22 protein-coding genes are annotated in these 23,263 nt (G+C 53.1%); 15 read left to right on the plus strand and 7 right to left on the minus strand.

Annotation, left to right across the window (positions count from 1 at the left end):
• Positions 1-724 precede the first annotated feature (724 nt).
• The 8 genes from NDI45_RS18845 (at position 725) to NDI45_RS18880 (ending at position 9,302) form a co-directional block, all read left to right on the plus strand.
• Positions 725-1,924: a BMP family ABC transporter substrate-binding protein gene (locus NDI45_RS18845; protein ID WP_190793156.1), complete on the plus strand. Its 1,200-nt coding sequence runs from the start codon at positions 725-727 to the stop codon at positions 1,922-1,924.
• Positions 1,925-2,145: 221 nt separating this feature from the next.
• Positions 2,146-3,240: an ABC transporter permease gene (locus NDI45_RS18850; RefSeq protein WP_348248272.1), complete on the plus strand. Its 1,095-nt coding sequence runs from the start codon at positions 2,146-2,148 to the stop codon at positions 3,238-3,240.
• 29 nt (positions 3,241-3,269) lie between these two features.
• Complete coding sequence (locus NDI45_RS18855; protein ID WP_190793154.1) at positions 3,270-4,205, plus strand: ABC transporter permease; 936 nt, start codon at positions 3,270-3,272, stop codon at positions 4,203-4,205.
• Positions 4,206-4,252: 47 nt separating this feature from the next.
• Entirely contained in the window at positions 4,253-5,275 is a 1,023-nt protein-coding gene (locus NDI45_RS18860) for a formamidase (RefSeq protein ID WP_190793153.1), read from the plus strand.
• Between the two features lie 309 nt (positions 5,276-5,584).
• Positions 5,585-6,292 carry an isochorismatase family cysteine hydrolase gene (locus NDI45_RS18865; RefSeq protein ID WP_348248273.1) on the plus strand — a complete coding sequence of 236 codons (708 nt, stop codon included), beginning with the start codon at positions 5,585-5,587 and terminating at the stop codon, positions 6,290-6,292.
• A gap of 38 nt (positions 6,293-6,330) precedes the next feature.
• Complete coding sequence (locus NDI45_RS18870; RefSeq protein WP_348248274.1) at positions 6,331-7,881, plus strand: ABC transporter ATP-binding protein; 1,551 nt, start codon at positions 6,331-6,333, stop codon at positions 7,879-7,881.
• 47 nt (positions 7,882-7,928) lie between these two features.
• Positions 7,929-8,591, plus strand: coding sequence for a LysE family translocator (locus tag NDI45_RS18875; protein ID WP_348248275.1), 663 nt, complete (start codon positions 7,929-7,931; stop codon positions 8,589-8,591).
• A gap of 21 nt (positions 8,592-8,612) precedes the next feature.
• Entirely contained in the window at positions 8,613-9,302 is a 690-nt protein-coding gene (locus NDI45_RS18880; RefSeq protein ID WP_348248276.1) for a cysteine hydrolase, read from the plus strand.
• Between the two features lie 129 nt (positions 9,303-9,431).
• Here NDI45_RS18880 and NDI45_RS18885 read toward each other — a convergent pair whose 3' ends face one another.
• The 3 genes from NDI45_RS18885 to NDI45_RS18895 all read right to left on the minus strand — a co-directional run bounded on the left by NDI45_RS18885 (position 9,432) and on the right by NDI45_RS18895 (position 11,543).
• Positions 9,432-9,890: an EVE domain-containing protein gene (locus NDI45_RS18885; protein ID WP_348248277.1), complete on the minus strand. Its 459-nt coding sequence runs from the start codon at positions 9,888-9,890 to the stop codon at positions 9,432-9,434.
• Positions 9,891-9,940: 50 nt separating this feature from the next.
• The gene (locus NDI45_RS18890) at positions 9,941-10,483 is read right to left on the minus strand and encodes a late competence development ComFB family protein (RefSeq protein WP_190793147.1); all 543 of its coding nucleotides are present in this window, start codon (positions 10,481-10,483) and stop codon (positions 9,941-9,943) included.
• A gap of 163 nt (positions 10,484-10,646) precedes the next feature.
• Complete coding sequence (locus tag NDI45_RS18895) at positions 10,647-11,543, minus strand: M23 family metallopeptidase (protein ID WP_348248278.1); 897 nt, start codon at positions 11,541-11,543, stop codon at positions 10,647-10,649.
• A gap of 178 nt (positions 11,544-11,721) precedes the next feature.
• Between NDI45_RS18895 and NDI45_RS18900 the strand changes: the two genes are divergently transcribed.
• Entirely contained in the window at positions 11,722-14,103 is a 2,382-nt protein-coding gene (locus NDI45_RS18900; RefSeq protein ID WP_190793145.1) for a cation:proton antiporter, read from the plus strand.
• Between the two features lie 33 nt (positions 14,104-14,136).
• Here NDI45_RS18900 and NDI45_RS18905 read toward each other — a convergent pair whose 3' ends face one another.
• Entirely contained in the window at positions 14,137-14,352 is a 216-nt protein-coding gene (locus NDI45_RS18905; protein WP_190793144.1) for an RNA-binding protein hfq, read from the minus strand.
• A 215-nt stretch (positions 14,353-14,567) separates the two neighbouring features.
• Here NDI45_RS18905 and dapF point away from each other — a divergent pair, with 215 nt between their 5' ends.
• Complete coding sequence (dapF, locus tag NDI45_RS18910; RefSeq protein ID WP_348248279.1) at positions 14,568-15,422, plus strand: diaminopimelate epimerase; 855 nt, start codon at positions 14,568-14,570, stop codon at positions 15,420-15,422.
• A 182-nt stretch (positions 15,423-15,604) separates the two neighbouring features.
• Here the strand turns inward: dapF and gap are convergent, their stop codons facing one another.
• Positions 15,605-16,630: a type I glyceraldehyde-3-phosphate dehydrogenase gene (gap, locus tag NDI45_RS18915; protein ID WP_348248315.1), complete on the minus strand. Its 1,026-nt coding sequence runs from the start codon at positions 16,628-16,630 to the stop codon at positions 15,605-15,607.
• A 253-nt stretch (positions 16,631-16,883) separates the two neighbouring features.
• A complete protein-coding gene (locus NDI45_RS18920; protein WP_347277902.1) occupies positions 16,884-18,335 on the minus strand; it encodes a phosphatidylserine/phosphatidylglycerophosphate/cardiolipin synthase family protein in 1,452 nt (483 codons plus the stop codon).
• 32 nt (positions 18,336-18,367) lie between these two features.
• On the opposite strand from NDI45_RS18920, the gene NDI45_RS18925 reads away from it, so the two are divergent.
• Positions 18,368-18,499, plus strand: coding sequence for a hypothetical protein (locus NDI45_RS18925; RefSeq protein ID WP_348248280.1), 132 nt, complete (start codon positions 18,368-18,370; stop codon positions 18,497-18,499).
• A 281-nt stretch (positions 18,500-18,780) separates the two neighbouring features.
• Positions 18,781-19,206: a hypothetical protein gene (locus NDI45_RS18930; RefSeq protein WP_190793141.1), complete on the plus strand. Its 426-nt coding sequence runs from the start codon at positions 18,781-18,783 to the stop codon at positions 19,204-19,206.
• A 57-nt stretch (positions 19,207-19,263) separates the two neighbouring features.
• Here NDI45_RS18930 and NDI45_RS18935 read toward each other — a convergent pair whose 3' ends face one another.
• Positions 19,264-20,262, minus strand: coding sequence for an AEC family transporter (locus tag NDI45_RS18935; protein ID WP_348248281.1), 999 nt, complete (start codon positions 20,260-20,262; stop codon positions 19,264-19,266).
• 116 nt (positions 20,263-20,378) lie between these two features.
• Between NDI45_RS18935 and NDI45_RS18940 the strand changes: the two genes are divergently transcribed.
• The 3 genes from NDI45_RS18940 to NDI45_RS18950 all read left to right on the plus strand — a co-directional run bounded on the left by NDI45_RS18940 (position 20,379) and on the right by NDI45_RS18950 (position 23,116).
• Positions 20,379-21,200, plus strand: a complete 822-nt coding sequence (locus tag NDI45_RS18940; RefSeq protein ID WP_348248282.1) for a M15 family metallopeptidase — start codon at positions 20,379-20,381, stop codon at positions 21,198-21,200.
• A 121-nt stretch (positions 21,201-21,321) separates the two neighbouring features.
• Positions 21,322-22,023 carry an ATP-dependent Zn protease gene (locus NDI45_RS18945; protein WP_348248283.1) on the plus strand — a complete coding sequence of 234 codons (702 nt, stop codon included), beginning with the start codon at positions 21,322-21,324 and terminating at the stop codon, positions 22,021-22,023.
• A gap of 265 nt (positions 22,024-22,288) precedes the next feature.
• On the plus strand, positions 22,289-23,116 hold the full coding sequence (locus NDI45_RS18950; protein WP_348248284.1) for an SDR family oxidoreductase: 828 nt from the start codon (positions 22,289-22,291) through the stop codon (positions 23,114-23,116).
• Positions 23,117-23,263 lie beyond the last annotated feature (147 nt).

A 23,263-nucleotide genomic window follows, 5' to 3' on the forward strand; every position in this document is an offset into this window, starting at 1 on the left:
ATGCGCTAGCTCATAACATCGTCCTTTGTGAAAGCTTTTGCGGTGCTTCTCTCAAACCATTCTCAAACGATGATTAGTGATGACTTAGGAGTGATTACTTGAGGAAATTGACTGCAATAATTCGCAGGGAATGAGTTTCGTAGTCTGACCGAGCCGAAGAGCGTTTTTTACAGTTTATGAATCTCTTTATGAATCTTAAGGTTTTTAACAGAAAGGCTCAACACCTCGATCGCTGCATAAACTGACATGTTCCAAAGTGCTTCTCAGAATACTGGATGCCTGAACTGTTACCGCTACACCCGAATGGAGGATTCTGAATTACTGCCTATTCGATTACCTAACGGGGAACCGCTGCGATCGTTTCTGGATAAGGATTTACTGTCTCCTCTTTTAGATTGTGCTCTCTGCTACCGAATCTCACTCTGCTTTAGAGGATAACGAACAAGGACAGCATAAATATAATGCTGCTGTAGAAATGTCTGGATACAGCAGTGTGGGGTCAGGCTTTGAAAGAGGTTGCCATGAGCCCTGTGAGGTCGGAATGAGAGCGAGGCAAAGCAGTTTCCCTTAAGGGCAATTGGCTGAAAAAAAGTCGCGTCGGGCGATCGGCGAGAAGAGTTTAGGGAAGCTCTAATCCTGAAACCATAACAGTGAATCGGGACAACAGGCAGTCGGGAGCAAGTTTGTCGGGATCAGTATTGCAAGCACATTGGAGATTGGGCTAGTGAGTAGTAAAAAGTATTTTGGTCTATCGCGTCGTCAGGTTGTTCGGGGTCTGCTAGCAACCACTGCCTTTGGCATCACTGCAAAGTTGGGCACGGGCTGTAGTCCGTCTGGCACAACGAATCAGGCCAGTGTGGGTGGCAGTGCAGCCGGGGGCGCTGAGGAATTGCCCGTTGGTTTTATCTACGTCGGCCCCAAGGATGACTATGGCTATAACCAGGCACATGCCCAAGGCGCGGCAGGCACGGCGAAGGCAGTCCCAGGTGTAAAGCTGCTCGAAGAAGCAAATGTGCCTGAAACCACAGCCGTTGCTGAATCAATGCGCAACATGATCGATATCGACGGCGCGAAGGTGCTGTTTCCAACCTCCTTTGGCTATTTTGATCCCCACATTCTCAAGATGGCAGCGGAATACCCAGATGTACAGTTCTTCCACGCAGGCGGGCTCTACAAAGAAGGGACGCATCCCAAGAATGTCGGCAGCTATTTTGGCTACATCGATGAAGCGCAATATGTGGCAGGTGTTGTTGCCGCACTGACTTCGAAGACGGGCAAACTGGGCTTCATTGGGGCAAAGCCGATTCCGCAAGTACTACGAAACATCAACAGTTTTACCCTGGGAGCGCGGAGCGTCAAGCCGTCTGCCACGACGCAGGTGGTCTTCACAGGCAACTGGGCAGAGCCGATCAAAGAAGCCGAAGCCGCAAACAGCATGGCAGACCAGGGCATTGACGTGATCACCTGCCACGTGGATAGCCCCAAAGTTGTGATGGAAACCGCCGAAAAGCGCGGCATTTTCTCTTCGGGCTACCATGCTAATCAGTCTGCGCTGGCTCCCAAAGGCTATCTTACGGGCGCAGAGTGGGACTGGACGAATATCTACTCGCGCATCACTCAGGATGTGAAAGCAGGCAAAACCCTCAGCGATGGCAGCATTCCCCATCTACTGCGGGGCGGCTTGAAAGATGGATTCTGTAAAGTTTCAGACTATGGTCCGGCAGTCAGCTCGGAAACAAAGCAAAAAGCCGATGCCGTGAAAGCCCAGTTTATGGACGGCAGCATGGTCATTTATAAGGGCGGACTGAAGGACAACAAAGGCAACGTGATTATCCCTGCCGGACAGGACCAAAAGCAGCAAGATCCCAAACTGGAGGAAATGAACTACCTCGTGGAAGGAGTGATTGGGTCGATCGGCAGCTAATCAAGCCTCTGCTCGGTTAGTAGGTTGTAGTCGCAGGATGGGTTAACGCAGTGTAACGCCTCACCCGCCAAGCATTAACGCACCCTTACAGATCGTGGGATACATCCAAACAAGCCCGCTTTTTTATCGCTTGGAAGACCGATGGGTTAGGCATTGCCGTAACGCATCCTGTGAGACTTCAGAACTCAACATTTCACTCAGTTATCATTTCCCTTAACCCTATGCAAAGTTGGCGAAGAACGCTCGAAGCAGTCTGTTTGCCGATCGCTGCCATTCTGGTGGGGCTGCTGCTGTTTGGTGTCTTTTGTACGGCAGTGGGCGCAAACCCGATCGCCGTGTATGGTTCGATCTGGAAATCTGCCTTTGGTCGATGGAATACGTTTCAAAATACGCTGATCCGGGCGGCTCCGCTGATGCTGTCGTCCCTCTGTACTGCCTTACCCGCTCGACTCGGACTGGTGATCATTGGCAACGAAGGGGCACTCGTGGTCGGCGGACTGGCGGCAGTGGCGATCGGTTTAGGACTGGGAACCTCGGTTGCGCCCACAATCGTTCAAATTGGCATGGCGATCGCAGGCATGATCGCAGGTGGTATCTGGATTGCGATTGCAGGTGGGCTGCGCCACTACCGCGCGGTAAATGAAACGATTAGCAGTTTGTTGCTGAACTATATTGCGATCGCCCTGCTGAATCATCTGGTGGGCGGACCGATGCGCGACCCCAACTCGCTCAACAAACCCTCGACCTATCCCTTGGCAGAAGTGAATATGCTAAGCGTGATGCCGGGAATGCGAGTTCACTGGGGCTTGGTGTTTGGCGTGATCGCCTGCATCATTACCTATTTTCTAATGCAGCGCACGGTGTTTGGCTTCGCGGCACGCACGGCAGGCGGCAACATTCGAGCGGCGCGGATTGCAGGTCTTCCCGTCGGCAAGCTGACGCTGATGGTGTGCTTTCTGGCAGGAGCCTGTGCTGGACTCGCAGGCATGGTGGAAGTCGCAGCCGTGCAGGGCGCAGCGAATGAATCCCTGAACGTCGGGTATGGCTATGGCGGCATTCTCGTCGCGTTTGCGGCAAGACACAATCCCTTAGCAGCGGTGCTGGTGTCGCTGCTAGTGGGCGGCATTCTGGCAAGCGGCGGCATTCTTCAGCGTGCCCACAATCTACCCGATGCCACCGTGCTGGTGTTCCAGGGGATTATCTTCCTTTGCGTGCTGTACAGCGATTCCCTATTTGGCAAGTTTGCCTTTTTTAAGGAGCGTCCGGCTTCCCCGCCCCCTGCCCCGACTGTGCAAAGTCCCACTGTTCCCACCTGAACCCCGCAGCATCTAAAAGGAGTCGATCGATGACTACAGAAGTTACGCAGGCACTTGGCTGGTGGGGCGTTCCGCTGGCGATCATTGCAGGAACCATGCGCGGCGGCACACCCTTTCTGTTTGTCAGCCTGGGAGAATGCCTGACCGAAAAGAGCGGCAAAATTAACCTTGGCTTAGAAGGAACGCTGCTGCTGGGTGCAATGGCGGCTTACGGCACATCCTATCTCACAGGTTCGCCCTGGCTGGGAGTGCTAGCGGCAGGATTAGCAGGAGCGTTTCTGGGCTGCATTCACGGCTGGCTATCGCAGCAGTTTCGGGTCAACGATGTGGCGGTCGGCATTGCCATGATTATTTTTGGCAGCGGACTCGCTTTTTTCTTTGGAAAGCCGTTTATTCAGCCTTCTGCACCGCAGTTGCCCACCTTTAATCTGGGAGCCTGGAGCGGTAATCCGGCAGTACAGTCTGCGCTGGCAGTTAGTCCTTTGTTTTTGCTGGGGCTGGCGATCGCTCCTGTAATGCGCTGGTTTTTTCGATCGACCCGCTGGGGCCTCTACATCCGGGCAGCCGGGGATAGCCCTGAGGCAGCGAAAGCAATGGGCATCTCGATTTTCAAAGTGCGGCTAATCAGCGTGATTGTTGGCAGTTTTCTCGCAGGCATCGGCGGCGCGGCACTATCGCTCTACTATCCGGGCGTGTGGACAGAGCGCATTTCAAGCGGACAAGGCTTGATGGCGGTCGCGCTGGTGATTTTCGCCCGCTGGAATCCAGTCAACTGTCTCTGGGCTTCGCTGCTGTTTGGCGGCGCACAGGCGCTTGGACCGGCCCTGCAATCGGTGGGCATCAAGGAAGGCTATTACCTGTTCAATGCCGCGCCCTATGTACTGACGTTGTTCATTATGATCTTCACCTGCTCTCCCAAACGATCGCTCTTTGGCGCACCAGGGGCATTGGGCATGGAGAATTAGCGGGGCGATCGATCGAATTCATTCTTGTAACTCTGAGGAATCCAATCATGAGTGGACTGGGTGGCTTAAACAAAACTCCGAATGGTGTCGTGATGGGACTGGTGCAGCTTCAGCTTCCCGTCGTCGTCACGCCCGCTGATCTGGCAGCGCAAACGCAGCGCATCTGCCACATGGTGGCAAAAGCAAGACGAAATATGCCGACGATGGATCTGGTGGTCTTCCCGGAATATTCGCTGCATGGGCTCTCAATGGACACTAATCCAGAAATCATGTGTCGGCTGGATGGCGCAGAAGTTGGGGCATTTCAGCAAGCCTGCCGCGACAACAAAATCTGGGGCTGCTTCTCGATCATGGAATACAATCCGCAGGGCAACCCCTACAACAGCGGCATCATCATTGACGACAAAGGCGAACTTAAGCTCTACTACCGTAAGCTGCATCCCTGGGTTCCGGTTGAACCTTGGGAGCCAGGCAATTTAGGAATTCCGGTCTGTGAGGGACCCAATGGCAGCACGATCGCCCTTATCATCTGCCACGATGGAATGTTCCCCGAAATGGCGCGAGAATGTGCCTACAAAGGCGCAGAAATCATGATTCGCACCGCAGGCTACACAGCTCCAATTCGCCACTCCTGGCAAATCACCAACCAAGCAAACGCTTTCTGTAATCTGATGTACACCGCTTCGGTCTGTATGTGTGGCAGCGACGGCACGTTTGACTCGATGGGCGAAGGAATGTTTGTCAACTTCGACGGCACGCCGCTCGTGATGGGCAGCCACCGCCCGGATGAGATTATTACCGCAGAACTGCGCCCCGATCTGGTACGCGAAGCCCGTCAGCAGTGGAGCGTCGAAAATAACATCTACCAGTTCGGACATCGTGGCTATGTGGCAGTTAAAGGCGGCGCACAGGACTGCCCCTACACCTATATGCAGGATCTTGTTAACGGCAACTATCGCCTTCCCTGGGAAGATTCAGTCGTCCACACCGACGGCACATCCTGTGGCTTTCCCGCTCCCACCCGCACCTACGAAGGAATGCCTGCTTCGGTTCCAGAGCCTTCTCACTAACAGAAATCTCCAGGGAAGATGTTTCAAAAAGGGATGATCCTGACCCGCGCCGCCCCCTTCGTTTCCCAATTCTGGGGGGAACCGAACCAATGCAGGCATTCCTTTTGTAACGGGTAGTTTGTAATAGGCAGTTCTAACTGTTTCAAAGTCCCCCAAAGTTGGAGGATTTAGGGGGCAATGTAGAACCGCTAATGCTCCATCTAACTCCTGCTTAGTCCGATCGCCCCCAAAGCCCTAAAACCCATACGTTACGCTTCGCTAACCCATCCTACGAACTAAAACTTCTGCCAACTAAAACTTTTGCCAACTATGGGTATCTTCCTCCCCGCCGACCCTTATCCCTACCCCTACAACGGTGACTTCCGCCCTGCTAACACCGCCCTGATTATCATCGATATGCAGATCGACTTCTGTGGTAAAGGTGGCTACGTCGATCGCATGGGCTATGATTTGTCCCTCACCCGTGCACCGATCGCCCCTCTCCAGCGATTGCTTAAAACCATGCGCGAAGCGGGCTTTCACATCATCCATACCCGTGAAGGACACCGCCCCGATCTATCTGATCTGCCGGAGAACAAGCAGTGGCGATCGCGGCAAATCGGTGCAGGCATTGGTGATTCCGGGCCCTGCGGCAAAATCCTGGTCAGAGGCGAACCTGGCTGGGAAATTATCCCCGAACTCGCTCCCCTTCCCGGCGAACCAATTATCGATAAACCGGGCAAAGGCTCCTTCTACGCGACCGATCTGGATCTGCTGCTGAAGCGCAAAGGCATTCAAAACCTGATTCTCACGGGCATCACCACTGATGTCTGCGTCCACACAACGATGCGCGAAGCAAACGATCGCGGCTACGAATGCCTTATCCTCTCCGACTGCACAGGTGCAACCGACTATGGCAACTACCTCGCTGCCCTCAAAATGGTGATGATGCAGGGCGGGGTCTTCGGTGCGGTCTCCACATCCGAGGCTGTCCTGGAAGCGATCGAATCCTCCATCCTCCTTTCCGTCTCCCCCTAACTCCCCTCTCTCCCTGAATCCATTCCCCCACTGACCCCATGACAACCACTATCTCTGCCCTTGAATCGATCGCCGAAACCGAAAAACCCCCCCAACTCGAAGTCGTCAATATGACCAAACGATTCGGGAGCTTGGTTGCCCTCGATCGCGTCGCCCTCTCGCTCAAATCCGGCACATTCCATGCATTGTTGGGTGAAAACGGAGCCGGAAAAAGTACGCTTGTGAAGTGCATTATGGGCTTTTACCGCGCTGATGAAGGCGAAGTGCTGATTCAAAAACAGGCGCGATCGATCGAGAGTCCGCGCGATGCCCAGCGATACCACATTGGCATGGTGTATCAGCATTTCACGTCGGTTCCGGCGATGACCGTGGCAGAAAATCTGGTGCTGTCCCAGGCAGACGGTTCGCGGCTGATCAACTGGAAACAGGAGTTCGATCGCCTGCAAGCATTTATGGATTGTGCCCCATTCCAGGTTCCGCTCGATTTGCCGATCGCCCAGCTTGCTGCTGGACAAAAGCAGAAGCTTGAGATCCTAAAGCAGCTTTACCTGAAGAACAAAATCCTGATTCTGGACGAGCCGACTTCGGTGCTGACCCCCGACGAAGCGGATGAAGTGCTGGGGCTGATTCGCCAGGAAGTAACCGCCGGAAAGCTGAGTGTGCTGCTGATTAGCCACAAGTTCCGGGAAGTGACCGCCTTTGCCGATGAAGTGACCGTGCTTCGCAAAGGCAAGTTTGCCGGACATGGCTATGTTTCTGACCTGACCGTGGCAGATATGGCAGAAATGATGATGGGGGAACGTCGCGAACCGCGAGAAGTGCCCAAAACGCCTCAGGAACAGAAAACTCCTGTGCTGCAAATCATCGATCTGCACGCAGATAAAGACAGCGGCGTCGAAGCGGTCAAAGGAGTCAACCTGACCGTTCACAAAGGCGAAATCGTCGGCATTGCAGGCGTATCGGGTAACGGACAGAAAGAACTGGTGGAAGTGCTGGCAGGTCAGCGATCGGCAACCGCAGGACAGGTGCTAGTCAACGGAAAACCCTACCGCGCCACCCGCACTGACATTGCCCAGCAGGGCGTTTTTGTGCTGCCCGAAGAACCCCTTCGCAATGCTTGTGTGCCTCACATGAGTGTGGCTGAAAACATGGCACTCCGCACCTTCGATCGCCCCCCGCAATCCAAAGGCATCATGCTCATTCTGCGGGCAATTCGGCAGTCGGCAGTCGGGCTGATTCAACAGTTCTCTGTCAAAACCCCCTCTCCCGAAACGCCAATTCACAATCTCTCCGGCGGCAATGTGCAAAGGGCAGTTCTGGCACGAGAGTTATCCTCAGAGCAAATCAATCTGCTGATTGCGGCAAACCCCTGCTTTGGCTTAGATTTCTCTGCTGTCGAATTCATTCATGCCCAGATCGTTGAAGCCCGAAATCGCGGTGTCGCAGTCCTGCTGGTCAGCGAAGACCTGGACGAGTTGCTCACCCTCTCCGATCGCCTTATCGTGATCAGCGGCGGACAGTTCGCCTACGAAAGTCCCACTGCTACTGCCGATTTTGCCCAAATCAGCCACAGCATGGCAGGACACTAACCCTAACCCTCTAAATTCCTCCCCTCTCCATCTCTCCATCCTCATCCATGTCCCTTCCCCCCACCTCCCTCCATCTCTTCTCCCTGGCTGCCATGACCCTTGCCCTCATCCCCGGGCCTGCAACGCTCTACATTGTGGCGCGAGGCATTCATCAGGGACGATTAGCAGGCATTGTCTCAGCCTGGGGCATTGCTTCGGGGAATCTGGTGCATATTGCGGCAGCCGCACTCGGGATCTCAACATTGCTGCTGTCCTCTGCTCTGGTGTTTAGCGTCGTTAAATATTTGGGTGCGGCGTATTTGATCTATCTGGGAATTCAGCAGTTCCTCGATCGATCGCCTCAAAGGGGGAATGGCTTCCCATCGCCTGACCCCACCCTCCAAACGCCAAAACCCCAAAGCCTTAAACAAATCTTTGCTCAGGGATTCGTCGTCAACGCCCTGAACCCGAAAGCCGCTCTGTTCTTTGTCGCGTTTTTGCCGCAGTTTATTGATCCAACGAGAAGTGTTTTGGCGCAGGTGCTGTTCTTGGGCGCAGTGTTCACCCTCGTCGCTAACGTAATTGACAGCGGTTATGCCCTCATTTCAGGAACGCTGGGCGGCTGGCTCAGCCAAAATCGCCGCTTTCGTAAAACGCAAAAGTATGTCGCAGGCGGAACCTACATTGGGCTGGGCATGGCAACCGCTCTGACAGGTTCTCCCAGCAAATAAAGTTTCTTTTCTGGAAACAATATGACCTTAATTAATGCACAGCCCTATCCGTACAGCCTTCCTGATGAATTAAATCGTCTGGCACTTGTAATCATTGACATGCAGCGCGATTTCTTAGAGCCGGGCGGCTTCGGTGATGCCTTGGGTAACGATGTCACGCGACTTCAGGCGATCGTCCCTACGCTCAAATCGCTGCTGACCTGTTTTCGGGAAAACCGTCTACCTATAATTCACACGCTGGAATGTCATCGATCGGATTTATCCGACTGTCCTTTGGCAAAGCGCGATCGAGGCAAAGGCACACTCAAGATCGGCGACGCGGGACCCATGGGACGTATTCTGATCGCAGGTGAACCGGGAAATGCCATTATTCAAGAGCTTCAGCCGCTCCCTGATGAAATTGTGATTCAAAAGCCCGGAAAAGGCGCATTTTACGCGACGCCGCTTCAGTCGATTTTGCAGGAGCGCGGCATTACTCATTTGCTGGTTACAGGGGTTACAACCGAAGTCTGTGTGCAAACGACGATGCGCGAAGCTAACGATCGTGGCTATGAATGCCTGATGGTTGAAGACTGCACCGAAAGCTATTTCCCCGAATTTAAGCAGGCGACGCTAGAAATGGTTCGCGCTCAAGGGGGTATCGTCGGCTGGACAGCGATCGCTTCAGCCGTGATGACAGGACTCCAAACCGCAAGAATCGCAATGGTTTGATTAAATCGCGTCTGAAAATTCTGATTGCCTTGCTTGCTCAAAGTTTGGGGATTTAGGGGCGATGCAGGGTTTCCGATACTTCTTAAACAGCTTCCAAAAGCCAGTCAATCAAAAGCTAGTGAACTGTGCCTAAACGATCTGCACCTGACTCAGAATTTTTTGCGCGATCGCCCTTTCCACCGGCATGACTGACAATCGATTTCCCTGACGAACAACCGAGAGTTCTTCGGGGGTGAACTGCTGCCGCAGCATTTCCAGGCTGAGGATTTGGGTAAACTCTTTTTCAAACTCCACCTGAACGGTTTGCCAGCGGGGACTATCGGGGGTTGACTTGGGATCGTAATATTCGCTTTGCGGATCAAACTGAGTGGGATCAGCGAGATTCGCTTGTACGACTTGCATCAGCCCCACGATGCCGGGCGGCGTGGTATTGGAGTGATAGAAAAACACCCGATCGCCCACCTGCATCGACCGCATAAAATTACGCGCCTGGTAGTTTCGCACCCCGTCCCACAGGGTTTGGCGATCGCGTTTTAGGTCGTCAATGCCGTAGACCGACGGCTCAGATTTCATTAACCAGTAATTCATGCAGTCGTTGACAGCCCGTGCAGGATCAGAATGGCATCCAGATCATGGCATTAAGATGCTTTTGCCTCAAACTGATAGGCATAGGTCTTGAGCAGGTCGCTCACCTGGTCTAAAAGTTCTCTACCGCTATTTTTAGCGATTGCCTGCCGCTCTGGGAAGAAGACAGGCTGATTCAGGTTGCAAGCGATCGCCTCTTTGACTTGCTCTTCAATCAGGGGTTGAAGCTCCTCTCTGGCACGGAACCGCTGATAGTCTGCGCCTTCTTCGGTGGTTGCATAGAGCGGCGGCAGGCGGTTGAGCGCATAGGCAGCAATATCGCCCAGATCGAGGGTGCAATCGCTGGCAGCTTCGATTTCGGCAACGCGGGCGATCGCTTCCGTGAGCACTAGCTCTTCCATCAAGTTAATAAACTGCTTGCGCGGCACTGCCACCACTTCTCCGGTGAGTAAGGCTCCCATTAAGCGATCGAGTGCCATGTACTCTTCGATCGACAGTTCAGCCGTCGTATCGCAGATGCGCCCCACTTCAGCCTCCATTGCAGGCGTGAGATAGCCATCTTCAAGAGCCTGTTCAACAATTTTCTCGATACTCATAGAATTCTTCCTGGAAATGCGGTAGTTTCAGCCTGGTATTTCAATTCGAGCCGTTATTGAGTTGATCGCGAGCTGCTTGAAAGCTTGCTGTGCTTCTAGCTTGCCCGCCTCCTAGCAAAAATCACATCGCTAAAAACCGCATTCAGTGAAGATTAAATGAGCATTACTCAAAGCCCGTGTATCGCCAAGGCACGGGATCTACGGATTCGCCATGAACATTTAGCCCCCAGTGCAGATTCGGTCCTGTTGCCGATCCGGTTGCGCCCAGTGCGCCAATGCGCTGACCTGCCTGCACAAAGTCGCCTTCTTTCACGTCGATCCGGCTGAGGTGAATAAAGATGCTCGTCACTCCCTGACCGTGATCAAGGCCGATCGTATTGCCGTGCAGCCGAAAACCCTCAGCTTCACGCCCGACCAGCGCAACTCGCCCCGCCGCTGGAGCCACTACCGGATCACCTGTGGGAGCGGCGTAATCTACGCCCCGGTGATAGTAGTCCTGAGCAAACTCGCCATTATAGTAGCGGCGAACTCCGTACACGGACGTAATTTCCCCCTGGTTCGGACGCACAAATGCTCCGTTCCAGAATTTCTGCGGAGAGACGATCGCCTTAAACGCATCCACTCGATCGAATTCAGCATTCGTGCCATCGGAGCCGCCGCCGCTCACCCAGATACTCTGACTCGGAAACGATCGACTGCGGAGCTGGACTGCCAGATTTTGCACGGCATCGCCTGCTTTCACCTGGATCGTCAATTGTCCGGGACGATCGAGCGGCGTGGTTGCCAAGAGTGCTCGGTAGCGGTTATTGCCGATCGCAAAGGTGGGATAAGTTTTTTGCTGAAAAGTGACGGTGGGAACAGTTGCCCCATCGCCCTGCACAACAACGGAAAGGGTATCGCCAAGCTGAGGATTGGTTGGAGTGATCTGCGCCTGGATTGCGTGCGCCGGAGTGGAAAGCCAGAGGACGATCGCCGCACTGCTCAGCAAAATTCCAAGCTGAAGCCGAAATTTCCACAGAAAACGCCGAACTGAGCCAGCGCGAGAAGCAAGGTAGGACATAGGGTGTGAGGAGGGATAGGGCATTTTGGACAGAAGATTAGCATTTTTGCCCCAGAGTTCCAACCAGAATGCAGGTTTTGTCACGCAATCCTTGTGAGCGAGATCCCCAGGGCACGGAAAAGTCTGTATGCTTTAGATTAAAAGACTTTAACTTTTTTCTCACTCTGATAAGAAACCTGTGCAAGAAGACTTTCGGCTAATTGTCGATTTGGTGGTGGTACTTGCGGCTGCGGCAGGCGGGGGGCTGCTGGCAGCATTACTAAGACAGCCCGTGCTGCTTGGGTATTTGCTGGGTGGAGCGATCGTTGGTCCAGCGGGACTCGGCTTGGTGAAAGAACTAATTCAGGTGGAAACCCTGGCACAGTTTGGCGCGGCGTTTCTGCTGTTTGCGCTGGGCGTTGAATTTTCCTTTGCGGAGCTGAAAAAAGTTCAGGGCATCAGTCTGGGCGGCGGCGGTCTGCAAATTCTCACCACAATCCTAGTAACGACACTGGTTGCGATCGGTGTGGGCTGGGTGGAGTCTCCAACCCAGGGAGTCTTTTTGGGCGCGATTTTGTCGCTGTCTTCGACGGCAGTGGTGCTGAAGTGCCTGATGGAAAAGGGTGAAACCGAAACTGCTCACGGGCGCGTCATGCTGGGAATTCTGGTCGTGCAGGATCTCGCACTGGGGCTAATGCTGGCGGTGTTGCCCGCGCTTAACCGTCCGTCTGAGGAAATTGGGCTGGCAGTGGGCATTGCCCTGCTGAAAACGGCTCTGATTGCGGGTGGGGCGATCGTTGCCGGGATCTGGCTGATTCCTCCCCTGCTGCGCCTTCTGGCAAAAACCGAAAGCCGCGAACTCTTTCTGCTGGGGGTAGTTGCCCTCTGTCTCGGCATTGCGCTGATGACTGAGTACCTGGGGCTATCGATCGAGATGGGAGCGTTCATCGCTGGACTCATGATCTCGGAGGTGGAATACGCCGACCAGACGCTCACCTACGTGGAGCCGATTCGGGATATTTTTGCCAGTCTGTTTTTTGCGGCGATTGGGATGCTGATCGACCCAGTGTTTATCTGGAACAACCTGGAGCTGATTCTGGGACTGGTGACGATCGTGTTTATTGGCAAATTCCTGATTGTAACCCCGCTGGTTCGCGCTTTCCGCTATCCGCTAAAAACCTCGCTAATTGTGGGACTGGGGCTATCGCAGATCGGGGAATTTTCCTTTGTGCTTGCCAGTAAGGGTCAGGTTTTGGGATTGGTTTCTCGCCGCGTCTATTTGCTGATTCTGGGAACGACTGCGGTAACGCTGGTGATTACGCCCTTTGTGCTGCGCCTGGTGCCTCAGTTGGTCGTTTGGGCAGATGCAGTTCCCTGGTTGAAAGCGTTGCTGGATGGGGGCGAGGAGCCAATGGAGGTGCCTGAGAATCTGCCGCGACAGGGGCATCTAGTGATTTGTGGCTATGGTGGTATCGGGCGAAATATTTTGCAGCTTTTGCAAAGCCATGACCAGTCTGTGGTGGTGATCGACCAGTCGGAGCAGGTGATTCAGCAGCTTCGGGACGCGGGAATTCCTTATGTTTATGGCAATGCTGCCAGTTTGCATGTGCTGGAGGCTGCCGGAGTCGAGCAGGCAAAAGGATTGGCGATCGCCCTTCCTGACCCGATGAGCATTCGCCTCACGATTAAGCGTGCCTTGGAACTCGCGCCGGATCTGGATATCGTTGTGCGAGCAAACCAGGATAAGGATATTGAACTGCTGTATCAGCTTGGCGCAAAAGAAGTGGTGCAGCCAGAATTTGAAGCAAGCCTGGAGCTATCCAGCCATCTTCTGACTGGGCTGGGCATCCCCCTGCCGATTATTCAGCGCGAGGCACAGCAAATTCGCAGCTCCCACTATCTCGATCTGCGATCGGAGCGATCGCCCCGTCAAGTGTCGCATGATTTGGAAGTGGCAGCCAGAGATATGAACAGCAAGTGGGTCAGTCTACCTGCCGGGTCACCCTTAGCCGGAATGACGCTGGAAGAAACCAATTTGCGCCGCCTTACAGGAGTCAGTCTGATGGCAATTCGTCGCGCCCACGGCGAAGAAATTGACTATCCAGAACCCAAAACTATTATCGAAGAAGGCGATCGGCTTTTGATAGTCGGCGAACCAAGTGAGCTGGTAGCACTGACTGAATTGGCACGAGGCGAGGCAGCAATTCCGACCGAGAATGCGTCCTGTCAGTGGCTGCTGGTTCCTGAAGACAGCCCGGTGGTTGGCAAAACGCTGGCAGATCTGCATATCCGCAGACAGTTTGGCATTCTAGTGCAGGCAATCCGGCGCGAAGGTAAGTTCATCAGCTTTCCCCACGGCGAGAGCGACCTGCAAATTGGCGATCGGCTTCTCCTTTGCGGTAAGTTTCATGCTCTGGCTGAAGCGAGTCGGTGGATTGCTCCCAGCCGCTCTGAAGCCTCGGTGCTGCCAATCTCGGCTGCGTCGCAGTTCTCCGACGGGACAATCGCCAATACACCTGTGGCAGAACTGCTATCGATCGATGTACCCCTAACAGAAGAAGAGTCTAAGCTCTCGGCCTAAGGGAGACAAAGCCTGCGTCAATTATGGATAACTCTACGCTTTCGGCTTCAGGTAAACGATCGCCTGCTTCCAGATAATAGTTGGCTGATCGTAGTGGTCTACCAGACAAATGCAGTCGGTATCCTGCCAGCGAATCTTGCCCACAAGCAGATCTTTGGTGCTGATCATAATTTCGACTTCGCTCGTTTCGCGGATCAGGCTTTGAATCTGGCGGACGCTTGGTAATCCAGTAGGCAGGTCGGTAGTCATAAAAAAGTGGGGCTAATACGATCGATGATGTGTTTATTCTAAGTTTCCCGTTTTATAAAACCCAGATTCACCGCAAAAATACAAATTTTCGTTACCGTCTTTCCCTTCTCTTGGTCTGAATTGGGTCAGAATCCTGTTTGTGCAACAATAACTTTTGATCCTGATTACTCGACAGGAGACGCATCACCTCCTGCAATTTCTAACCGGAGTCGCCCATGACCTCTCAGTTTGCGAAATATCACGGCTTAGGCAATGACTTTATTTTGGTGGACAATCGCCACCAGAGCGAACCCTGCATTACGCCAGAGCAGGCGGTGAAGTGGTGCGATCGGCACTTTGGAATTGGTGCAGACGGCGTAATTTTTGCGCTACCCGGACAGGGCGACACTGATTACACCATGCGAATTTTTAACTCAGACGGCTCTGAGCCTGAGATGTGCGGCAACGGGATTCGCTGTTTGGCTCGTTTCATTGCCGATCTGGAAGGACGCTCCGCGACGGATACAATCGCCTATCAGATTCATACCCTCGCAGGCGTGATCATCCCTAAACTGGAAGCCGATGGACGGGTGACGGTGGACATGGGGCTACCACGCTTGCTGGCAAAGGAAATTCCTACAACGCTAGCGGAAGCAGAAGAAAAGGTGATTAGTCGATCGCTTGAGGTGGCAGGGCAAACCTGGGAAGTCACCTGCGTCAGCATGGGCAATCCTCACTGCATCACCTTTGTTGACGATGTGGCCGCAGTTCCTCTAGCGGTGATCGGACCTCAGTTTGAGCATCATTCAGTATTCCCTCAACGCACCAATACCGAGTTTATCGAAGTTGTGAAGTCTGACTATCTAAAAATGCGCGTCTGGGAGCGAGGAGCTGGGATCACACTGGCTTGCGGAACTGGAGCCTGTGCGTCGCTGGTGGCAGGCGTGCTGACTGAACGATGCGATCGCCGCGCAACGGTGGAACTGCCGGGTGGCTGTTTAGAAATTGAATGGTCTGCGGCAGACGATCGGCTATATATGACTGGACCCGCAGAATTAGTGTTTACAGGGGAAATGGGCTATCCCAGTTAAATTGCATTAAATTGCGACCTGACGCGGTGTAAGCTCGCTCAGCATAGCGATCCCCCTAGAGAAGTGATGAAAAAAGGCGATCGTCCCACAAGTAGCGATCGCCTTCTGCATAGAAATTAGATTTTTCCTGCGTTCTAGCCTGGCTCTGCGATACGACAACGGCTAACGCGAGCTAAGTAAGCCTAGAGCAAGCCTTCTTTGCCTGCCATCGACAGCATCAGATCAATCACGCGGCAAGAGTAGCCCCACTCGTTGTCATACCAGGACACAACCTTGAAGAAATTGGGATTGAGCTGGATTCCTGCCCCGGCATCAAAAATGCTGGAATGGGGATCGGTGATGAAATCGCTTGAGACCACTTCCTCAGTGGTGTAGCCAAGAATGCCTGCCAGCTCGCCTTCGGCTGCCGCTTTGACTGCTGCGCAAATCTCCTCATAGCTGGTGGATTTCTCAGTTTTGAAGGTCAGGTCTACGACAGACACATCGGGCGTGCCGACGCGCAGTGCCATTCCGGTGAGCTTGCCTTTGAGGGCAGGCAGTACCAGCGTGACAGCTTTTGCGGCTCCGGTGGAGGCAGGAATGATGTTTTGGGTCGCTCCCCGTCCACCGCGCCAGTCCTTTTTGCTGGGACCATCGACCGTCGGCTGAGTGGCAGTCATCGAGTGAACGGTGGTCATCAAGCCTTCTGCCAGCCCGAAGTTTTCATGGATGACTCTGGCAACAGGGGCAAGGCAGTTGGTGGTGCAGCTTGCGTTGGAGACGATCGTATCCTTTGCGGGGTCAAACTCCTGATGATTGACGCCGACCACAAACGTTTTCACTTGATCCGGGTCTTTAGTGGGAGCTGAGATAATCACCCGCTTCGCGCCTGCCTGTAGATGCTTGGATGCCCCATCGTGGGTCGTGAAAAGCCCGGTTGACTCCACCACATAATCCGCACCCAGCTTGCCCCAAGGCAGTTCTGCGGGATCGCGCATCGCCATACAGGGAATAAATTTGCCGTCTACGACAATGCCGTCTTCTTTTGCCTCAACTGTGCCGTCATAGCGACCGTGGGTGGAGTCATATTTCAGCAAATACGCCAGGTTGTCCGGCGGAACCAGATCGTTAATGCCGACAAATTCAATGTTCGGGTTTTTCGCGCCTGCCCGAAAGACGAGTCGCCCAATGCGACCAAAGCCGTTAATTCCCACTTTAACGGGCATGATTCAATCTCCTTGTAACTAAGTTCTTCTCGTTAAGTTCACAGTCAAGCTTTTGATCAGGCTTACAGTCTCAAAGCTTTGAGTCAATCGATACTGATTTAGTTTTTGCAGCGACGATCGTTCTTTTCTCAAGCCTTCTTTTCTTATGTAAGATTGCCAGCAGTCTAACATCTGCTGATTTATAGACATCTGGCTCTCTTAATTTCCTTTAGATTTTCAGGCGATCGATTAATACTCTGGAGGAATTTGCATTCGATCAGGTCTGCACTCGACACTGTTCCCGCTCCCGGAGTCTGCGCTGAAGGGAGGGCGATCGACCTAAGATTGCGGTGCTGTAAAGGCGATCGAACTCGCGCTGAAAGTGGGCTGCGACGGTAGGATTGTCAATGACCAACAGCGTTTCGTCGTTTGTGGCGTTTGCGGCTTCACTCCAGTTTTGCGATCCCGTAATGATCCAGCGGCGATCGATAATGCCGACTTTGTGGTGCAAGATATCGCCGCGTGTCAGAGCTGGAATGCCGACGGTATTGATCCCCGGCTTCCAAGGGCGATTTCCGACTTCGGTACGGCAGTTTTTGTCCGGTAGCGAAACGCCCATCAAGTCTAGTCCCTCGCTGTATTCCCGAAAAGCAAACTGGGGATCGATCAGAGCGCGAATTTGGACTCCCCGCTGACGATCGGCTTCCAGAATATTGCTCAGTTGCTGATCTGAGAACACAAACAGAGCTAGGTCAACGGCTTGAGTCGCTTGGCTGAGGGCACGACCGATCAGCCCATTCCCGCTCTGTTGCCAGGGTTGACGAGTCGAAGTGGGCGAAAACTGCACAGTGATTGAGGAATTGGGAGCAAGGGAAATAGTTTGCGGCGGACGGTAGAGCTTTTTTAAGCCAAACTTGCGACTGGTGGGGGTGCCGTTTCCCCACATCTGGTTAAATTCCTGGGTGAAGAGTTGAGCGACTCTGCCGCTCTGGATTTTGAGCAGATGGTTTGCGTTGCCTAAACTTTCTGGCGTGAGGAAATCCCCGTGAGCCTCGCTCCATGACCAGTTCACTGATCCCGTCAGCACCATTTGCCCGTCGATCACCAGGAACTTGTGGTGCATCAAGCCACTGCCGCGCGAACCGTCTTGCATGTCATCAATCAGGGGAATTTTGGCGGTTTCGAGCATCCCGATCGCATCGCGCTGCGCCAGTTCTTCAGGGGCAAGCTGACCGTCTCGATTCAGATCGACTAACTGCACAAACTCCTGATATTTCTTCTGGGCGCGATCGTCTAACCGAGAAACCTGCTGGGGTGTAAGTTTGCTCAGGGATTGGCGATATTCATGTTCCACAATCACCCGTACTGGAACGCCTGCCTGCTGCCGCGCAATTAAGGCCTGAGCAATTTTCGGCAGATTAAACTCTTGCACTGCCAGATCTACAGAGACTTGAGCTGAATCGATCGCCTCCACAATCACCTGTTCGAGGTCATCGCCCAATCGCTGCTGCTGTCGATAAGGTTCTGTGTAAAACGAGGATTGTGACTGATTGAAATACACCTGAATAATCGGATCTTGCGGCAGGGGCGGCAAAGGGGGACGAAAGGCAGCGACCGGACGACGGGCAGAGACGAGCCACACGAGCAGTAGCCCCAACCCAAACAAAACCAACCCGCGAAACCAGAGCGAATTCAGCAGACGTGAAGGAGGAGGTGAAGGAAGAGGCACGATGCAGACCCGACAAAACATCCTGCTTAGTCATGCCCGATCGCCCAACTGAACTAACACGCGATCGAATTTATACACGCATTCATCCAGTTTCATCCAGTGACGATCGCCTTGTGCGTCAAAACACCAAGAAACAGGGTGTGGAAACGATGCCCTTGCTCTGATGCCTTCGGTCAAATTGTATAGATTACTATTCTGTTCTTCTCTGTCCTCATCCAGATGTTTATACTTAGATCCCTAATGGTATAAAAACTAGAAAGCTCAGTAGTATTGCGGAGTGCTTAGCTTAACTTCATTCTTCTTCTTTCCGAAAAGATGAACTGTAGCTCAAGTCGAATAAACAGAGTTGCTATACTAGGTAGAATCTCTTAAACCAGTTCTTAACCTTTTTGTTATCGGGCATCTGCTCCCTCAATCGCCGCTCTAATTTTTCCCGGAGTGACCCATGCTCAATTCCTCACTCTATCAAGGCTCACCGGGTGGGCTTTCAACGCCAAAGCGAATCGGCAGCTATCTGACCGAAGCAGGGCTGTTGACGGCTGACCAGATTCAGGTCATTTTGAATGACCAGCGGGCAACTGGAATGCGGTTTGGTGATATTGCTGTTGCCAGAGGCTGGCTCAAAGAACAAACGATTGAATGGATCATGGCAAAGGTGATCGAGCCTGAGCGTAAAGCAATCCAGACTGTGCTTTCTCAAAAGGCAAAACAACAAGCAAAACAACAGTCTTCCAGAGCCACTGCTCAACCACCAAAGCCCTCTGAAACCACAGCGAATGGAGCAAGGCCCTTTGTGCGTCGAGATGCACCGATCGCCAAACCCCTGCCGCCTATAAATTCCTCGGATAGTGAAGTGAACTGGGTTGGTTAAAACGCGAGTTAAAACGCGATAGGTTAAAACGTGATAGTGGCGCAGGCAAAAAGAACATCAAGGCGCAAATAGCCAGAGCCAGAGCGGTAAAACAAGCAGTAGCGCGATCGATCCAAGTGCCAGCGTAGTTACAGTAAAACTGCGATCGAGGTCATAAGCCTCAGCAATAAACAGCGTTGCAAACGCAGGCGGCATTGCCATTTGCAGCACAATCGTTAACTGTGGCAGTTCAGACAAGCCTAAGTGCGACAGTTCTAGCCCCAGCACCAGCGGTACGATCAGCATCTTAATCACCAGGCTGACGATCGCAGGCTGAATTTTTTGCCACGAAGCCAATTGACTTAACCGCATTCCCAGCAGCAGCAACGAGAGAGCGATCGTGCCCCAGGCGAATCCTTTCAGTCCCAGTTCGACTGATTGGGGCAGTGCAAGCGAGCGACCTGCTAAGCCAATCCAAAAGCTCCAGAGTGCCGGATTGTTAATCAAAGCTTGCCCGATCTGTTTCCAGCGAGTCTGGTTTGGCTGCTGCGCTCGATCGCTAAAGTAGGCTGCCAGCAAAACGCCAAGCCCGTACGCGCCCAGGGTACTGCCCAGCGTGTCATAGAAAACCGCCCAGCCAAAATATTTCTGTCCCACTAGCGTCAGCGAAATCGGATAGCCTAAATATCCTGTGTTGCCCAGCATTGCTGCCAGCAAAAAGCTGCCCTGCGTCGATCGCTGCTGCAACTGATCTGAAATCAAATATTTTGTCCAGGGATGCGATTGCTGGGGTTGAATCCTCTGTGACAGGTAGTTTTGTGCTTTAATCCAGCCCCATGCCAACAGCACAGCAGACAGCATTGCTCCCCAGGCGGCAATCGGAGCCAGCCACACCGAAGCCGATAGATTTGCCTGCCGCAAAAATGCAAAAATCCCGATCGGGATACCCACCCAAAACAGAAACTTGCCCATCAGAGCAGGAATGCGCGGGGGCAGCACCCGTCCTAGAAATAAGCCAAAGCCGACCCAGCCCACCAGGGGTAGATAGAGTCCGAGCAGGCGCATCATTTGGTTCATGAAGTGATCCTAAGAACTTGCGGCTCGTTTGCATTCCTCCATTACGGTAAAGTGGTACGAAAACTAGCTCGGTTTAGAATAAGCAGGATTGCCACCAGATATAGGAGGAATGGCCTGTGAATAATGCAGGATTACCCCCAGGAATACCGCAAGAATCGGCTGAAATCCCCGATTATGCTGATCTGCCGCACTCAGATATTCCTGAGGCAGTGCGGGAAATGCCGCTCGTAGAAATTTCCTCCTCTCATAAACAAACAAAAGTTCTGTGGGGATTAGGCTCAGGCTTGATTGCCCTGCTGCTGCTTGGGCTGTGGCTCGTGCCACGTCTGCTGCGAGCGGCTTCTGCCCCGATCGAACCTCTCGCAAACATCACTCCGCAGATTATGGGACAGGCGATCGTCCTACTCAACGGACAGGCTGCCCCTTTACTGAATCATCTGCCCTATGCAGAGGCACCCCGCGCTGACCTGAAGCCCATTTCATCCGATGGACAGGTCTTACTTCGGCGCTCGGCGGCAGCTAAATTCAAGGAAATGGCGGCAGCGGCAAAAGCAAACGGAGTCATCCTGGCTCCCCTTTCCGGGTTTCGGTCGATCGCAGAGCAAGATCACGTCTTTTTTGATACGAAAGCACAGCGCGGTGAAGATCCCGAAAAACGGGCAGCCGTCAGTGCCCCTCCTGGATACAGCGAACACCACACTGGCTATGCGATCGACATCGGCGACGGTAAGCGACCTGCCTCTGACCTGCAAACAAGCTTTGAGACCACGGCTGCCTATCGCTGGCTCCAGCAGAATGCCGCCTTCTATAGCTTTGAGCTATCCTTTCCTAAAAATAACCCGATGGGCGTGAGCTACGAACCCTGGCACTGGCGATTTGTCGGCGATCGAAACAGCCTGGAAACCTTTTACCGCGCAAGAGAAACCCCTCAACCTTAACTCCCCCTCACCCCTCATCTTTCTGCTCCCTCACCTCCCCACTCTCCCACCAATTCCTCTACTTCCTCTACAGTAAGAAAAGCAGACCCCAAGAAAAGCAGACCACCCCACCCAAACCCCAATGAGCCAGACTACGCTAAACCTGATTGCGATCACGATCTTTTCCCTGGTGATGGCGAGTCTGCTGGGTCCATTGCTGCATTTGTCTCCAGTCGTTCCGGCAGTCGCGGCATTTAGTCTGCTCAGCATTGCCACGCTCGATGCGTTCTCGCTTCAGGGCAGATTAGGAACACTGGTCGTAGACACGATCGCCCAATTTTCCGAGGAACACCGATCGCGGATTGTGCGCCATGAGGCAGGACATTTTTTGGCGGCGCATTTGTTAGAAATTCCGGTGACAGGCTACACGCTCAATGCTTGGGAAGCTTTACGGCAAGGGCAAGCCGGACAGGGCGGAGTCAGTTTTGGTGCAGCAGAACTGGAAGCACAAATTACGACTGGGAAGCTTTCGACTCAGCTTATCGATCGCTACTGCACGGTTTGGATGTCGGGCATCGCAGCGGAACAAATCGAATACGGTAATGCTGAGGGTGGCACAGACGATCGCCAGAAAATTCGACTGCTGTGGATGCAACTTCAGCGATCGATGGGGGAAGCCGATCTCAAACAGCGATGGGCACTGCTTCAGGCAAAAACACTGTTGCAAGACCAGACGGTTGCGTACAAGGCTCTGGTGACGGCAATGGAACAGCGTCAACCTGTGGAAGTTTGCCAGCAGGTGATCGAAGCGTCGCTGAAGTCAGCAGAGTTGCCAGGGCGATAATCCAGGTAGAACGGTTTGAGTTGCCATGCTTTGATCGATCGCAATCCAGAGATGCGGTGTTTGTGCAAGCGGGGCGATCGGGAGCTCCACCATCGACACTGCCTCAAATTCTGCGTCGGATTCACAGCGTTTTATCGCGTTAGCTTCGTGCAGCTCACAAATTCCTATCAACAAAAAGATCCCGCAAAAGTGAGACGGTTTCCGATCGTCCTTTGCGCAGACTAGAAAGATAAAGTTTGTTGTAGTATTATTCCTCAAGAATTTTATGGCTCCCACCGTTCTCATTACTGGCGGTTCGCAGGGCATTGGCAAAGCGACCGCAAATCTGTTTGCCCAACATGGTTACAATCTTGTTCTCACCGCACGTCGAGCTGAGCTCCTCGAAGAAGTAGCGCAAGGCTTTCGCGCCGCAAATCATCCCGTTTTTGCCATGCCTGCGGACACTCGCAACCCCGATCAAGTCAAAGATCTAGTCGAAAAGGCAATTCAGCAGTTTGGTGCGATCGATGTGCTGATTAACAATGCCGGAATCTTTGCGACTGGACCGGTTGATCATTTCTCGCTGGAAGACTGGCATACGATTATCGATATCAATCTCTGGGGCTATATCCACATGGTCCATGCGGTTGTGCCTCACATGATTGCTCGCGGCAAAGGCATGATTGTGAATCTCAGCTCGATCGCTGGCAAATCTTCCTCGGCGTATCTCGTTCCCTACGTCACCAGCAAGTATGGCGTGACAGGACTCACTGAATCCCTCCATGCAGAACTGTCGCCCAAAGGCATTACGGTTTGTGGCATTTACCCCAACATCATCAAGTCCGACTTTATAGGGAAGGCAGTGATTCGGGGCATTGATGAGCAGGACGAAGCCGATCGCCGCAGACAGCTTGAGCAAGTGCTGCAAGTGCCCGTGGTGGAAAAGCCGGAAGATGTGGCAAAGTCTATCTGGGATGCGGTGAAAAATCAAAAAACAGAAGTGGTCGTCGGTTCAGCAAAGCTATCGCTGGGTGTGAGCAGCATTCTCCCCGGCGTGATGCAGTGGATTACCCAAAAAACCTTCCAGAACCGCGATAAAAGCAAGTCGGCGTAGACTTTTGGACTGGAACGATTCCTGCATTTTCACAACCTACTGCGCTTTGCGGGGTTGGCATCTTGCCTGCCCTGCCTAAACAGGTGAAATGCCTATCCTGCAAGAGCAGTAAGAATGTTCTGGCGTAAGGCGATCGTCTTTATCTGA

The sequence above is a fragment of the Leptolyngbya sp. GB1-A1 genome (genome assembly GCF_039962475.1).
Classification (GTDB): domain Bacteria; phylum Cyanobacteriota; class Cyanobacteriia; order Elainellales; family Elainellaceae; genus Leptolyngbya_A.